Annotated in this window: 13 protein-coding genes; 4 read left to right on the top strand and 9 right to left on the bottom strand. The window is 57.5% G+C overall.

The window, feature by feature from the left end; translation table 11 throughout:
• Positions 1-735 precede the first annotated feature (735 nt).
• Positions 736-1350 (top strand): OmpA family protein, encoded by a 615-nt coding sequence (locus BM029_RS11505; protein WP_139217230.1) that lies wholly within the window; start codon positions 736-738, stop codon positions 1348-1350.
• A gap of 355 nt (positions 1351-1705) precedes the next feature.
• On the top strand, positions 1706-2080 hold the full coding sequence (locus BM029_RS11500; RefSeq protein WP_092436278.1) for a hypothetical protein: 375 nt from the start codon (positions 1706-1708) through the stop codon (positions 2078-2080).
• Between the two features lie 316 nt (positions 2081-2396).
• Here BM029_RS11500 and BM029_RS11495 read toward each other — a convergent pair whose 3' ends face one another.
• The 6 genes from BM029_RS11495 to BM029_RS11470 form a co-directional block, all read right to left on the bottom strand.
• Positions 2397-3215, bottom strand: a complete 819-nt coding sequence (locus BM029_RS11495) for a porin (protein WP_256381606.1) — start codon at positions 3213-3215, stop codon at positions 2397-2399.
• Between the two features lie 223 nt (positions 3216-3438).
• Positions 3439-4083: a maleylacetoacetate isomerase gene (gene maiA, locus BM029_RS11490; RefSeq protein WP_092436117.1), complete on the bottom strand. Its 645-nt coding sequence runs from the start codon at positions 4081-4083 to the stop codon at positions 3439-3441.
• Positions 4080-5447: an MFS transporter gene (locus tag BM029_RS11485; RefSeq protein ID WP_092436115.1), complete on the bottom strand. Its 1368-nt coding sequence runs from the start codon at positions 5445-5447 to the stop codon at positions 4080-4082. Before BM029_RS11485 ends, maiA begins: the two co-directional genes overlap by 4 nt.
• Positions 5448-5532: 85 nt before the next feature.
• Positions 5533-6243 carry a fumarylacetoacetate hydrolase family protein gene (locus BM029_RS11480; RefSeq protein ID WP_092436113.1) on the bottom strand — a complete coding sequence of 237 codons (711 nt, stop codon included), beginning with the start codon at positions 6241-6243 and terminating at the stop codon, positions 5533-5535.
• A 26-nt stretch (positions 6244-6269) separates the two neighbouring features.
• The gene (gtdA, locus tag BM029_RS11475; protein WP_092436111.1) at positions 6270-7319 is read right to left on the bottom strand and encodes a gentisate 1,2-dioxygenase; all 1050 of its coding nucleotides are present in this window, start codon (positions 7317-7319) and stop codon (positions 6270-6272) included.
• A complete protein-coding gene (locus BM029_RS11470) occupies positions 7312-8541 on the bottom strand; it encodes a 3-hydroxybenzoate 6-monooxygenase (protein ID WP_092436109.1) in 1230 nt (409 codons plus the stop codon). The genes gtdA and BM029_RS11470 overlap by 8 nt, the downstream gene beginning before the upstream one ends.
• A 113-nt stretch (positions 8542-8654) precedes the next feature.
• Here BM029_RS11470 and BM029_RS11465 point away from each other — a divergent pair, with 113 nt between their 5' ends.
• Positions 8655-9569: a LysR family transcriptional regulator gene (locus BM029_RS11465; protein WP_092436277.1), complete on the top strand. Its 915-nt coding sequence runs from the start codon at positions 8655-8657 to the stop codon at positions 9567-9569.
• Between the two features lie 44 nt (positions 9570-9613).
• A complete protein-coding gene (locus BM029_RS11460) occupies positions 9614-11017 on the top strand; it encodes a cryptochrome/photolyase family protein (protein WP_092436107.1) in 1404 nt (467 codons plus the stop codon).
• Between the two features lie 901 nt (positions 11018-11918).
• On the opposite strand, the gene BM029_RS11455 is transcribed toward BM029_RS11460, so the two are convergent.
• Genes BM029_RS11455 through BM029_RS26455 form a run of 3 tightly spaced genes read right to left on the bottom strand, consistent with a single transcriptional unit; the run spans position 11919 to position 14271 of the window.
• Positions 11919-13505 (bottom strand): IS66 family transposase, encoded by a 1587-nt coding sequence (locus BM029_RS11455; protein WP_092436105.1) that lies wholly within the window; start codon positions 13503-13505, stop codon positions 11919-11921.
• A gap of 29 nt (positions 13506-13534) precedes the next feature.
• Positions 13535-13882, bottom strand: a complete 348-nt coding sequence (gene tnpB, locus BM029_RS11450; RefSeq protein WP_092436103.1) for an IS66 family insertion sequence element accessory protein TnpB — start codon at positions 13880-13882, stop codon at positions 13535-13537.
• Entirely contained in the window at positions 13879-14271 is a 393-nt protein-coding gene (locus BM029_RS26455; RefSeq protein WP_092436101.1) for an IS66-like element accessory protein TnpA, read from the bottom strand. Before BM029_RS26455 ends, tnpB begins: the two co-directional genes overlap by 4 nt.
• Positions 14272-14364: the final 93 nt, after the last annotated feature.

Below are 14364 nucleotides of genomic sequence, written 5' to 3'. Positions count from 1 at the left end.
CAAGCTGTCGCCGACTCTTTTAGGCGGTCAGCATGCGGACCATTCGGTTGACGGCAACCCCCATTCGAAAATACGCCTCCTGAATGCATAGAAAACTCGCTCGTTACTGAGCGAGAGGGGCACTGCATTCGCAATATTTTATTCCTGATAGTAAAAAAACATAATCAAGAAAACGGAGGAAGACATGCATCAGATTGACGTACACAAGGTGGCTGATCCATTCCGACTTGTAGCTCTCTTGACGTAATGTCGGAAGGAAGGCACCAATGTCGAAATCCACCTATTCGAAGCGTCCCTGGCCCGACAGTCAAAAGACCTGCGCGATGGCCTAAGTTTCTTTAGATATCTATCCCTCTCAACGGTACTCGGTCGCGAATGGGAAAAGGTAATCCGCAGTTCGAATCCCTAAAGCGGATTTGAACTGCAGGCGCGAATTAAAAATTCCCTGCTCATTCCCTAGTCGTTCCCTGTTCTGTAATTCTGCCAATTGCTTAAAATAGTCGGAAACGTGAGTACTGGCGCGGGTTTGTCCCTGGTGACGTCAACCAAAAGCAGAACAAATTCGGTCAATTCGCTGTATTTTTCCCTGTTACAGGGAATAGGGTGCGTAGACAGGTTCGCACAAGACTGCATCCACCGCCAGAATAAGATAAGCCCTTGATTTTTCAAGGGCTTTTTTATTTGTATTTCACTCATGGTGGCACTCATAGGGGTACCTCTTCACCAGAGGTTGCCATGAAGCTTGCTTGCAGAATCCAACAATCCCGCCACGGTGTTTACTATTATCGCCGTCAGTTTTCTATTGAGGGCATTCGCAAAGAATGCCGAATCTCGCTACACACCAAAAATCCCACAATCGCCAAGGAAAAGTCACTGCTTATTTCGGCTATGATTGTCAAAAATAAAAGGGGCGGATGTATGCAGGATGACGAAAAAGATATTCTGAAACAAATTCAATTGCTCAATCAGAAAGAGCTTGAAGAGTCATTGCGCAATCTTGAAATTACGATCACCCCGCCAAACGGCGGCAATATCACGATCAAGGCAGACCCCAACAATCCCGCCGACATTCAGGCAATGCTTCAGGCGAGCAGAGAAACGCTGATCATCATCACAGATGGAGACGCTCTTGGTTCTGGCAAGAATAGTCAAGTTCCGTTGGCAGAAGCACGTGCACGGGCCTTACGCCAATTTTTTGTTGATGCAGGAGTCCCGGGCGACAAAATTTACACAACCACCAGACTAACAAGTCAGGGTAATACATCAGAACTCGAATATGTGGGAACGTGTGTTGGTGGGGATACAACCTGCCCGTACTGCGTATCTGAGGACACCCTTATGTGCAAATAGTAAGCGTAAAACCTGCCTCGATAGTTCAACGCATTTTTATGCTAAGTACACAAATAGACTCAAGGGTTGTTAGGCATGAAAAAATCAAAGTAAGAGCATTGAACGACGGCAACCGGCCAGGAGCGGCCAGTCGTGCTTGTATTCGTAAGCGGTCATGGATGGGTAAAAACGTCCCGCGACCAGCGGTTGTGCCTATATGTTTGCTCTCGGTTGAAATTTCGTAGCTATATGCCGGCCAGAATATGTCGCGTGACACCGTTGTTTCACAGCTGGTGTCATTTTTTAGAAGATAGTGCTAGTTATGACGTTAACTCGAATCGAATTTAGCCAAGAACATCGCCAAGAGTGGGCCGGGATGGGTGATTTTCTCTTGGTTTCTCCGAATGGAAATCACGAAATCCAGTTGCCCTACGTGGGCGAACCACCGTGGGGTGACTCGTATCATACAATTCAGATTGATGGTCACGATATCCCTGGTCTCGCCTGGGGATGTGCCTTTGCGATGTCTTCTTGTTCCCGCTACCTAGCTTTTTCTTGGATGCGTCAACGGATTGAACGGAAAACCATGGTCGTTGACATGGAGGAACGTCGTTATACCATTCTTCCCAATTACATTTTCGTACTTGAGATAGAGTGGCCGTACATTCTGGGAGAGTGGGAAGGACGAAAGGGCAAAGACTACGAATTCAATGGCGCAGAATCATGGTTTCCTTATGCTGAGTCGTCCTGACTTTCAGAGATAGGCGGGATATCCGTTTAGGTCAGCATTAAAAATCGACCAGCCTTTGCGGTAAGCAGCTCTATGAGTTCCAGTTGCATGTACTCATAACGTCCGCTTTTCGAAAGCGCGACCGACGCCTTAGGGTCGAAATCAACCTCCCGCGACCAGCTCAAAACGGCCATTTGCGGTCTTTCACGCTTGCATTAAAAAATTGCAGGTTATGTGTCAATGCATGATCTGCTTCTAATTTTTATTTCCAGGAATCAGAGACCATGGAGAGTATTCAAAGATGGACGGTTTTCTTTGTTGGAGGGCTGCTTTTCTCTCAAGTTGTACATGCGGATATCGCCGAATACAGCGAGGTTCGTTTCGACAGGAGGTAGCTGAGCCTGGCCACCAGCATTGTGGTGTCATCGCTGCTGTTCTTGACATTGCGGCGCGCCGCCTGCGCGTCCAGTTGTAGCAATGGCGACAAAGGCTGAGTCACGCCGGCATAGTACAAGTCTGAGGTGGTTGTGCCGGTGGCGGCGCGCACCTGGCGGGAGATTACGCCGGCGCCGATTTTGGTGGAGCCTATGATCACGTAGCCATTGGCAGTCACTCGCTGGTCGTGATTGTCGGCACTGGTCAATCCATTGGCGGCACCGGGACCGCCATACAAAATGTCGTAGGATGTATTGATGCCGTAGCGCGTGCTTTCATAGCCGATCAGCGCAGTGATCTGGCGACAGGCTTTGGCGTTGCCCGCCACTTCACCGGCACAGCCGGTGCCGGCGGCGCCGCCAGCCGAGGACGTGTCGCGCCCGGTGCTGTAGGTGGCGCCGATCACGAGGTCGGAGAAATTGCCCAGATAGCCGATGGCGTTGTCGCTGCGGGCATTAGGCAGGTACAGGTCCATGCTGCTGATCGAGAACAGGTTCGGTCCCAGCACGTCTGTTTTTTGCGTAGCGAGGTAAGTCATGTTGACCTGCCGGCCCAGCATCAGCGTGCCGTAGGCGTTTTTCAAACCAACCCAGGATTGACGTCCGAACAGGCGGCCGCCCTGGTTGACGCTGCCGAGTCGACGCTGAAGCCGTTCTCCAGAACGAACAGCGCCTGCAGGCCGCCACCCAGATCTTCCGTTACCTTGAAGCCGATACGCGATGGCAGACTGCCAGTCAGGCTGGGCATCTTGACCTGGGCGTTGCCGGCGGCATTGACGTTTGTAGTGTAGGCTAGGCCGGTGTCGACGACGCCGTACATTGTGACCTGGCTTTGGGCCTGTGCCGTAACGGCGTGCAGAGCTGCCAGCGCGAGCGCGCCGAAGGTGATGTTTTTCATATTGAAGTCCCCGTTTTATGTTTTATATTTTATGGTGCTGCGTGAAGTTACTCGGCATCCGGCTGTCGATCCGGCGCGGCGTCGCGGAAGGCTGGCAATGCCTCGCAGTTGGCGCTGATGCGCATCAGCGTCGGGTAGGGCGTGAGGTCGCAGTCGAAGCGGCGCGCATTGTAGATTTGTGGAGACAGGCAGCAATCGGCCATGGTCGGTGTTTCACCGTGACAGAAGGCCCCGGTGATGCTGTCGCTTGCCAGTTGCTGCTCCAGTCCTTGCAGCCCGAGTGCGACCCAGTGGCGATACCAGGCATTTTTCTGGTCGAGCGTCACCTGCAATTGTTCGCTCAGATATTTCAGCACGCGCAGGTTGTTCAGCGGATGGATGTCGCAGGCGATTGCTTGAGACAGCGCGCGCACGCGGGCGCGTCCGGCGGCGTCCGATGGCAGCAGCGGCAGTACCGGGCGTGTCTCGTCCAAGTACTCGATGATGGCCAGCGACTGCGTCAACAGCTGGCCGTCATCCTCCAGCACTGGCAGCAGGTGCTGGGGATTGAGCGCGTCGAATGCTGTGCTGAATTGTTCGCCGCCGTTGCGCGACAGGTGGATGTATGCTTCATCTGCAGTGAGCTGCTTCAGGTTCAGCGCAATGCGCACGCGATAGGACGCGGAGCTGCGGTAATAGGTATGCAGTTTCATGTTGCGGTGCTTTCAGTGACGGTAGGAGACGAGACAAAGGCTGTTTTCGCCCGGTCTTGCAGCCGGCCCATTGCTAGCAGGGCGCAGGCGGCCAGCACGGCGGGAATGGCCAGCAGCAGGAAAATGGTCTGGTTGCTCAGTTGCGCAGCCAGCAGCGCGCCACCGACCATGGAACCGACCACTGAGCCGCTGCGGCCGACGGCTGAGGCCCAGCTGACGCCAGTAGCGCGATTGGCGGTCGGATAGAAGGCGGCAGCCAGCGCGTTGGCGCCGACCTGCGAACCGCTAACACCGAAACCAACGCCGAACACGGCCAGCACCAGCAAAGGGACGTTATCGGTCGACAGCCCGACAGCCACGATGCACACGGCTGCCGCCAGGTAGGCGATCGCCAGCACGCGTTGGGGACGGTAGCGGTCCATCCAGCGGCCCAGCAGGATGGCGCCGGCGGTGCCGCCGATCTGAAACGCGGAGCTGATGAAGGACGCCTGCGACAGGCTGTGGCCCGCGCCACTGAGCAACGTCGGTAGCCAGCTGGAGAGCAGGTAGATAATCAGGAGACTCATAAAGAAGGTGCTCCATAACAGCAGCGTGCCGCCCAGCAGGCCGGGACGGAACAGCTGCGCCACCGGGGAACCGGGTAGCTTGCGATCGCTGACCACCAGTTGTGGCAGAGCATGTCCGGATCGTGTTTCGATCCGTGAGGCCAGGGCTGCGATAGCGACGGCGCCGCGACCGCGCATCACCATCCAGCGCAACGATTCTGGCAGCGCCATCCACAGTACCGGTAGCAGCAACAGGGGTAAGGCGCCGCCGATCAGCAGCACGCCACGCCAGCCTATCGATGCCAGAAGCTGCGCGGCGATCAGGCCGCCGAACGCAGAGCCTAGCGTGAAGCCGCAGAACATCAGCGTCACCAGACTGGCGCGGCGTGGCTGCGGGCAGTATTCGGAAGTCAGTGTGATTGCGCTCGGCATCGCGCCGCCCAGCCCCAGACCGGTGAGGAAACGCAGCGCCAGCAGCATCGGCAGGCCGGTGGCGAAGGCCGATAGCAGGCTGGCGACGGCGAAGAAGCCAACCGATAGCAGTAGCACCGGCTTGCGGCCATAGCGGTCCGCCAATGGGCCGAGCAGCAGCGCGCCGGACATCAGGCCGAACAGGCCGATGCCAAACAGCGGCGCCAGGCTGGCTGCCGTCAGGTGCCATTCGGCGCGCAGCGCCGGGGCGATGAAACCGATCGATGCTGTGTCGAACCCATCGATGGCGACTACCAGAAAACACAGTACCAGCAGCTGTTTCTGGAAGCGGGAAAAGGGATGGCTGTCGATGAACTGCTGGACATCCATAGTGGGTGATGTAGGCATCATGTCTCCGTGCGTTGTGGTTGTGGCGTTGTCGGATGCGATCGCCGCAGGCTTCTGTGGCCTGCTGGCTGGCCGCAACGAGGTATCAGACCATCTTGACTGTCATCGGCGTCAGGCCGGCGATGTGCGCGACCATGGTTTGGCCGCGCACCACCGGGCCGACGCCTTCGGGTGTGCCGGTCATGATCAGGTCACCCGGCTGCAGTTCGAACAGCGTCGACAGCTGGGCGATGGTTTCGCTGACGGACCAGATCAGGTGCGTGAGGTCGCTGCGCTGGGTGGTTTTGTCATCGACTTTCAGCTCGATGGCGCCGCTACGCAATTCGCCGCTGTCGGCCAGACGAGTCAGCGGGCCGACGGGCGCCGAATAATCGAAGGCCTTGCCTATCTCCCATGGCCGGCCTTGTTCGCGCATGCGCATCTGCAGGTCGCGGCGCGTCATGTCCAGGCCGACGGCGTAACCGAAGATGTGAGCTGCCGCCTCCTCTGGTGCAATGTTTTTGCCGCCCTTGCCGATGGCGACTACCAACTCAATCTCATGATGGTAGTTCTCGGTGCTGGCCGGGTATGGCAGTTGCGCCGTAGCATCGGCGGGCACCGGTACCACCGAGGCGGCATCGTTCGGTTTGCAGAAGAAGAACGGCGGTTCGCGATCCGGGTCGAAACCCATTTCGCGGGCGTGCGCCGCGTAGTTGCGGCCGACGCAGTAGATGCGGCGTACCGGGAAGGTGGCGTCCGTACCGTTGACGGGCAGGCCGACGATGGCTTGCGGGGGGAAAATGAAATTGGCGGTCATGATGTGCTCTTGATGTGATGAGAGGTTTAATCGGGTAGGAAGGCTTCGCGCAGCACGCCCATGGCTTGCTGCACCGGTCGATCGGAAAAGCTGAACAACACCACGTCCTCGGGCGCATCGAAAGCGACGGTGGCCCACGAAGGCACCACGAAGGTGTCGTGCGGCGCAAAGCTGAAGCGGGTGTTCGCTATGGTTACACTGCCGCTGCCCTCGACCACGTTGTAGACGGTGCCGTCGGTGCTGCGGTGGCGCTGACCTCGGAAGCCTTTCGGCAGCAGCTGCATGCAGGCACCGATGGTCGGCATTGGTGAGCCGCCGGTCAACGGGTTGATGTAGCGAAGCATGACGCCGTGCCAGGCATCGACCGCCTGGGTGCGGCGCAAGGTTTCCAGTGCCTCGCGGGTGCGGGTGTACGGATAATTGAACACCGGCGAACTGGGTGTCGCATGCAGCTGTTTTACGGGTGCCATGTTGTTGCCGTAGGCGGCATAGCTCTGGCCTTCCGGGCGCGCCACATGCTGGATTGTTTCCTCACCGTTTTCGGCAAAGCCGGCGTCGAAGAAGCGCAGCATCGGAATATCGAGGCCGTCGAGCCAGACCACCGGTTCCGTGTGGCCGTCGATGCCGAGATTGCCATGGTCGTGCCAGGTCCAGGATGGGGTGATGATGAAGTCGCCCGGATGCATGGTAGTGCGTTCGCCGTCGACGGCCGTGTAGGCGCCCCTGCCGCTCACGATGAAGCGTAGCGCGGCTTGCGTATGGCGGTGCGCCGGAGCGACTTCGCCCGGCAGGATCAGCTGCAGTCCGGCATACAGTGATTGCGTGATCGAGGCCCGGCCGGGCAGTGCGGGATTTTCCAGCACGAGCACGCGGCGCACGGCTTCTTCGGCCGAGATCAGTTCCCCGGCGCGGCGCAGGTGCGGCAGGATATCTTCGTAGCGCCACAGGGCCGGCACATACGGTGGCGTCGGTTCTTTCGGCACCAGCGTGTGCAGCGAGGCCCACAGCGGCGCCAGGTGTAGCTGTTGCATGTCGTCGTAAAGGGACTGGCGGGCGACGATCAGATCGTTATGCATGCTGCTGCTCCTTGTCGGTGACGGTGGCCAGGCAGGTGGCGGCGGTCCAGCCGTACAGCCATTGCAGGGCGTTGTAGAAGCCGTTGGCATCGCGCCCCTTCCAAAGATCGTTGCGCACCAGGCGTTCGACGCCAGACGCGTGGTACAGACGGCCCATTTCGCGCGCCGACAGCACCACACGGGCGGTGCGGGCGATGCGCGATTGCTGGTACAGTGCGAAGGCGGCCGTCATGTCGTAGTTGCAGTGACTGATCGCTTCGCCCAGCGTCACTGCGTCTTCCAGCGCCATGCAGGCGCCCTGCGCCAGGTACTGCAGCATCGGGTGGGCGGCGTCGCCCAGCAGCGTGATGCGGCGGGCGGTCCAGTTGCCAACCGGCTCGCGGTCAGCGGTGCTCCATCGGCGCCAGTTGTCCGGCGTCTCCAGCAGCTGGCGTGGCAGCGCGTCGATGCCGGTGAAGTAGGACAGTACCTCTTCCTTGCTGCCGTCGCGTACATCCCATACTTCCGCATCGCGGCTGTGGAAGGTGACCACCAGATTGTATTGTTCGCCACCGCGCAGCGGGTAGTGCACCAGGTGGCAGTCGGGACCGACCCACACCACCGGTGCGTTCATGCGCAGCGGCATCGGCATGCGTTCGGCTGGCACTACGGCACGGTACACCACATGGCCGGAGACACGGACGTCGTCACCGACCACGTGCTGGCGCACCACCGACTTGACGCCATCGCAGCCGATCAGGTAGCCGGCGCGGAAGGTGCGGCCCTGGTGATCGGTCACGGTGACGCCGGTAGCATCCTGCCTGACGCTGTCGATGTGGCAAGAAGTGATCAGTTCGACCTGCGGGGTTTTCCGTACCTGTTCCAGGATGGCGGCGTGGATGTCAGCGCGGTGGATAACCGCATAGGGATTGCCGAAGCGCTGGCGGAACGGCTCGCCGACTTCGAAGGTACCGACTTCGGTCGCATCCACCGCATCCATCATCACCAGACGCTCCGTGAACACGGCGCGATCGCGCACGGCGGCGCCTACGCCCAGCGCGTCCAGCGCGGCGAAGGCGTTAGGCCCAAGTTGGATGCCGGCGCCGATCTCGCCCATGACGGCGGCTTGTTCCAGCACTGTTACCTGTATGCCAAGGCGCGCCAGTGACAGTGCTGCCGCCATGCCGCCGATACCGCCACCGGCAATCAGGATGGACGGAATTTCAGTGTTATCAGATTTCATGATGGTCTCCATACGTCTTGTGAATGGCATCACTCTGCGCTTTTTAAGTTATTTAGGAAATGGATATAACTTGATTGTTATAATCATGTTTTTAAATAATGGTGGGTGAAATCATGGCCCGTTTTGACCTCGAACTGCTGTTGGTATTCGACGAGATCTACAAGACTCGTAACGTGACGCGCGCAGCCGACAACCTCGGCCTGCCCCAATCGACGGTCAGCATCGGACTGGCCAAGTTGCGCGAACATTTCAACGACCGCCTGTTCAGCCGCACAGCCAAGGGCATGGAGCCTACACCGCGCGCGCAGAACGCTATCGCCGATGTGCGACGCTCAATTCAGGCCCTGCAGCATGCGTTGGCCGAACAACCGGTGTTCGAACCGGCCGACAGCCAGCGTGAGTTCCGCATCTGCATGACGGACATCAGCGAAGTGGTGCTGTTGCCGCAGTTGCTGAATCATCTGAGGGAAGTGGGGCCGGGCATTCGCCTCGACGTTTCGAAAATTTCACCGGACAGCCCGGCCGAACTGGCCGATGGCACGGTCGATCTGGCGGTCGGCTTCATGCCGCACCTAGAGGCGGGCTTCTACCAGCAGACCCTGTTCAACCAACATTTCACCTGCCTGGTGTCGGCCGACCATCCGCGCATAGGTAAGACTCTGCGGCTTGAGGCACTTCAGCGCGAGGCGCATGTGGTGGTGCGCACCTCCGGCACCGGCCATGCCATCGTCGACAAGGTGCTCGCGCAAGAAGCAGTGCAGCGCAACGTCGTACTCCAACTGCCGAGTTTCCTCGGCGTAGCGCGCATCGTCGCCGAGACCGAGATGATTGCCATCGTGCCGCATCGCTATGGCGCGGTGATGGCAGGACGCGAACATATCCGCATGCTGCCGGTGCCGGTCAAGCTGCCCAGTTTCTCGGTCAAGCAGCATTGGCACGAGCGCTATCACGCGGATGCGTCGAACCGCTGGCTGCGCCAAGTGATGGCGCAACTATTTTCTGAACGTATCGCCAAAACAGATGCATAATTGGCTTGCTAGCCGGTTGTAACATTTCTTCCTTTTTAAAGCCAATGTCTGCCACTGCAATAGTTTGGTTTCGTCGCGATTTACGATTGTTTGACCATGCTGCTTTACATAAAGCGCTGAGAAACTCACAACGTGTTATCGCTGTATTCATTTTTGATTCCACTATCTTGCAAACCTTACCCAAACGAGATCCTCGTCTGGCATTTATCTGGCACAGCTTGCAGCAATTAAAAACTAGTCTGCGCGAGCAAGGCTCAGATTTATTGGTTAGGTATGGCGATCCTTGTCGTGAAATTCCCGCTTTAGCACAACAATACAGAGCCGCTGCCGTTTATGCCAATAATGACTATGAACCGGAGGCGATCTGCCGCGATGCTGGCGTCGCACAACAATTAGCTGCGCAAGGTATCGGGTTTCACAGCTATAAAGATCAGGTCATTTTTGAAAAAGACGAGATCCTGACGCAGGCGCAGGGTATGTACAGCGTGTTTACGCCCTATAAGCGCGTATGGCTGGCCAAAGTGGACGATTTTTATTTGCGCTCTTATCCGGTTTTACCGTATCTGAATAATCTGGCCAGATTGACTGAACCTGAGCTACCGCCATTATCCGAGCTGGGTTTTGAAGATTGCAATGTCGATTTGTATAAACCGGGGATGCAAGGCGGCGAGATGTTGTTTGAAGATTTTTGCCAGCGCATCGGACAATACCATCAGGCCAGAGATTTCCCCGCCATCAAAGGGGTTTCGTATTTGTCTGTGCACCTGCGTTTTGGCACGGTATCCATCCGGGAACTGGCACGTGTGGCATGGCATACGGGAGGTATTGGCGCCCAGACCTGGTTATCTGAATTGATCTGGCGCGATTTTTATCAGCAAATTCTCTGGCATCGGCCAGAAGTGGTAACGCAGGTATTTAAACCGTCATATAACACCATTGTTTTCCCCAATAATCCGGCGTATTTTGCTGCATGGTGCCAAGGCCGTACAGGTTTTCCGATTGTCGATGCTGCGATGCGTCAGCTTAATCAAACAGGCTATATGCATAATCGTTTGCGCATGATTGCCGCCAGTTTTTTAGTCAAAGACTTGTTGATTGATTGGCGCTGGGGAGAACGATATTTCGCTGAAAAGCTGATGGATTTTGATCTGGCCTCAAATAACGGCGGCTGGCAATGGGCTGCTTCGACCGGTTGCGACGCACAGCCATATTTCAGAATTTTTAATCCGGTGACGCAATCGGAACGTTTTGACCCTGAGGGTAAATTTATTCGCCGTTATTGCCCGGAACTTGCTCAATTGAGTAATAAAGCCATTTATGCGCCATGGCTGGATAAAACAATAAGCGGGTTAACTACTGAATATCCTGCGCCTATTGTCGATCATGCAACGCAGCGTTTGTTGGCGTTGGCATTATTTAAACGGGCTATCACGGAAGTATCAAATTGAGCTGTAGTCAGCGACGGGCTGTTGAAATATGAGGCCTATGCGGAGTAATGGTGGACGCCTTTTCTCGGGAGAGGGGGGCTTAAAGTTGAGATTCCTCGACACCCCCGAAGGAGTCACTGATTGAGCGCAGCACTATGGATTAGGCCCGGACGCTGTCTACAATTTTAACTTGAACCGGAATGAATGTATGGCCTTCCCCCCAGCAGCACGGACACGTCTGTCATCCGCTCGAGCTGCGAACGCGAATTGAAAATTCCCTGCCCGTTCCCTATTGGGTCCCTGTTCTGTAATTCCATCAGTTGCTTAAATTAGCCGGGAACGCGAGCGCTGGCGCGGGTTTGTCCATAGTTCCCCCAACCAAAAGCAGAACAAATTCGGTCAATTCGCTGTATTTTTCCCTGTTACAGGGAATAGGGGGCGTAGACAGGTTCGCACAAGACTGCATCCACCGCCAAAGAGTCAGCTGCTCAGATAGTTATCTGGGAGAACAAGAAAAAAGCGCTTAATAATCAAATGGTTAGTTTGATTATTAAGCGCTTTTTTCTTTTGGATGTTCGGATCTATGGGTGTTACTCACACGAATTCGATCTACTTTCTCTGGTTCGTGATTTGGACGTCCGGTTCGAAATTTAATGTTTGATTCGTGATCAGTAGGTCGTAAGCGTCTTCCCTGTACCGTGTGGACAAGGCCTGCTGAGTTTAGGATGATTGAGAGTAACGACGCGAAGCCGAATCGTGATTTTCACCTGTTTTGGCATGCATGAATGGCATATCCAAATTTGCGTCGAAATTTATGTTAACGGGTCAGTTGTGTTTGTTTTTTTTCCTACACAATCTGCTTTTCAGTAAAGCAGATTGTGTAGGAAATGTTCGCATTATCGCAAAGCAGATTGTGTGGGAATTATGTGCTTCTCGAGTGGTTGGAACTAGATGGCACTAGCGTCGCGCAGTTCCATGGCAGGAAGTCTTCAACACGGTTGACCGGATGGTCAGCGATATGGGCCAGCACATGGCGCAACCAAGCCTCGGGGTCGACACCATTGAGTTTGGCAGTGCCAATCAACGAGTAGATGGCGGCAGCGCGCTCGCCGCCGCTGTCGGCACCGGCAAATAGGTAGTTGCGACGGCCGATCGCCACGCCGCGCAAGGCGCGCTCGGCAGCAGAGTTGTCGATCTCGATGGTGCCATCGTCGCAGTAGCGCACCAGCGCCGGCCACAGCTTGAGGGCATACAGGATCGCCGCTGCCGTGTCGGACTTGCGCGACAGTGTCTCTAACGTGGCACGCAGCCAGTGTTCGAAGTTATCGACCAGCGGGCGTGATCGGGCTTGGCGGATATGTCTTCGTTCATCGGGCGGCTTGCCCCGGATCTCGGCCTCGATCACATACAGCTCTGCGACCCGGCGCAGCGCCTCGGTAGTCAAGGCCGTTGGCCTGGCCGCGTGCAGATCGTAGAACTTGCGCCGCGCATGCGCCCAGCATGCCGCTTCGCGGATGGTGCCGCCTTCAAACAGCGCGTTGAAGCCCGCATACGCGTCAGCCTGCAGCACGCCTTCGAACTTTGCCAGGTGGGTTTGCGGATGGATGCCTTTACGATCCGGCGTATAAGCAAACCACACCGCCGGCGGCGTGGTATCACCAGCGGGCCGGTCATCGCGCACATAGGTCCACAGACGTGCCGTCTTGGTCTTGCCGTTGCCGGGCGCGAGCACCGGGATCGGGGTGTCGTCGGCATGCAGCTTGGACGCTGCCAGCACGTGGCGCCGGATTGCATCGACCAACGGGCGCAACAGCGCACTGGCGGCACCGACCCAGCTGGCCAGCAAGGCGCGATCAAGCTCAACACCTTCGCGTGCATAGATCACCGACTGGCGATACAACGGCAAGTGGTCGGCGAACTTGGCCACCAGGATGTGCGCCAGCAGGCCCGGGCCGGCGATGCCTCGTTCGATTGGCCGGCTGGGCGCTGGCGCCTGCACGATCGCGTCGCAGCAGGAGCAGGCCAGCTTGGGGCGTACATGGCGGATCACGCGGAAGCTTGCCGGCACGAACTCAAGCTGCTCGGCCACGTCGCAGCCGAGCTGGCGCAAACCGCCGCCGCAGGCCGGGCAGGCATCAGCTGGCGGTGCATAGATCTTCTCGTCGCGCGGCAGATGGTCAGGCAAGGGGCGGCGCACCGACTTCTTGCGCGGTGCCTGGTCGGCGGCCGGCATCTCGCGCCCCGCTTCGCCTTCGTCGGCCTGCAGGTCTTCGAGTTGCAGTTCCAGTTGCTCGATCTGATGGTCAAGTTTCTCGGACTTGCGACCGAACTGCATACGCCGCAGCTTGGCGATCTGCAACTTGAGGTGCTCGATCTCGACGGCGCGCGTATTGAGTTGCTCGGTCAGGCCGGCCAGTTGATCGTCACGTTCTTGCAACAAGCGCTCGCTGGCGAGCAACAACGCCTTCAAGGCATCGATGTCGTTGGGCAGGTCGGCTGAGCTGAGCATGCGCCAAGTTTACGCGAGCCTCGCAACGTTTACAAGGCCGACGATGGCCGCCAAGTGCGCTCAGGGCGGCGCCAGTCTATGCCTTCAAGCAGCATCGACAGCTGGGCCTGGGTCAGCGACACCACGCCGTCGACGGCCTGCGGCCAGACGAAGCGGCCGCGCTCAAGCCGTTTAGCCAGCAGGCACAAACCGTCACCGGTCCACCAGAGCAATTTGATGATGTCGCCGCGCCGGCCCCGGAACACGAACACATGCCCGCTGAACGGATCTTCCTGCAAAGCCGTTTGGGCTTTGGCGGCCAGACCATTGAAGCCGCAACGCATGTCCGTGACGCCGGCCGCCAGCCAGATGCGCGTGCCCGCCGGCAGGCCGATCACGGTAGCAGGCGCCCCAGCACCTGGGCTAGCGTCGTCGCGTCAACGCTGCCTTCCAGGCGCAGTTGCACCCGTCCCACGTTAAGCACGATCACACCGGCAGCGGGCATTGCGCTCTCAGCGCTATCGCAAGATAGCGGCGCCGATTCGGTCACCGTGATCGGTAGCAGTTGGCAAGCTCCGTCGGCAGCGACGTTGTGCGGCACTTCACCAAACTGCTTGCGCCAGGCGAAGACTTGGTTGGCGTTCACGTTGTACTCGCGAGCCACACGTGAGACCGACGTGCCGATCGCCAACGAGCGCGCAACAACGGCACGCTTAAATTCGACTGTGTGCCGACGGTACGGGCCGCGCTTTGGGGACGAAATGACTGGTTGAATTTTTGTGTCCATAATTGAAATTGTGGGCACATTCAATTTGTGCACCCAATTCAATCATGCAGGCATCGGATCAGGTAGTACAGACGGCGCTAAGCAGACGCTTAC

The organism is Collimonas sp. OK607 (genome assembly GCF_900111995.1).
Taxonomy (GTDB): Bacteria; Pseudomonadota; Gammaproteobacteria; order Burkholderiales; family Burkholderiaceae_D; genus Collimonas.
Note: the sequence above shows the minus strand (reverse complement) of the source record. Positions and strands in the feature narration are given on the sequence as shown.

Excerpts from the sequence above, each read along its gene's own strand:
- BM029_RS11465 (WP_092436277.1), top strand. The coding sequence starts at position 8,655 with ATGGCCCGTTTTGACCTCGAACTGCTGTTGGTATTCGACGAGATCTAC.
- BM029_RS26455 (WP_092436101.1), bottom strand. The coding sequence starts at position 14,271 with ATGGACACAAAAATTCAACCAGTCATTTCGTCCCCAAAGCGCGGCCCG.
- BM029_RS11480 (WP_092436113.1), bottom strand. The coding sequence starts at position 6,243 with ATGACCGCCAATTTCATTTTCCCCCCGCAAGCCATCGTCGGCCTGCCC.
- BM029_RS11455 (WP_092436105.1), bottom strand. The coding sequence starts at position 13,505 with ATGCTCAGCTCAGCCGACCTGCCCAACGACATCGATGCCTTGAAGGCG.
- BM029_RS11505 (WP_139217230.1), top strand. The coding sequence starts at position 736 with ATGAAGCTTGCTTGCAGAATCCAACAATCCCGCCACGGTGTTTACTAT.
- BM029_RS11500 (WP_092436278.1), top strand. The coding sequence starts at position 1,706 with ATGGGTGATTTTCTCTTGGTTTCTCCGAATGGAAATCACGAAATCCAG.
- BM029_RS11485 (WP_092436115.1), bottom strand. The coding sequence starts at position 5,447 with ATGCCTACATCACCCACTATGGATGTCCAGCAGTTCATCGACAGCCAT.
- BM029_RS11470 (WP_092436109.1), bottom strand. The coding sequence starts at position 8,541 with ATGAAATCTGATAACACTGAAATTCCGTCCATCCTGATTGCCGGTGGC.
- maiA (WP_092436117.1), bottom strand. The coding sequence starts at position 4,083 with ATGAAACTGCATACCTATTACCGCAGCTCCGCGTCCTATCGCGTGCGC.
- BM029_RS11460 (WP_092436107.1), top strand. The coding sequence starts at position 9,614 with ATGTCTGCCACTGCAATAGTTTGGTTTCGTCGCGATTTACGATTGTTT.
- gtdA (WP_092436111.1), bottom strand. The coding sequence starts at position 7,319 with ATGCATAACGATCTGATCGTCGCCCGCCAGTCCCTTTACGACGACATG.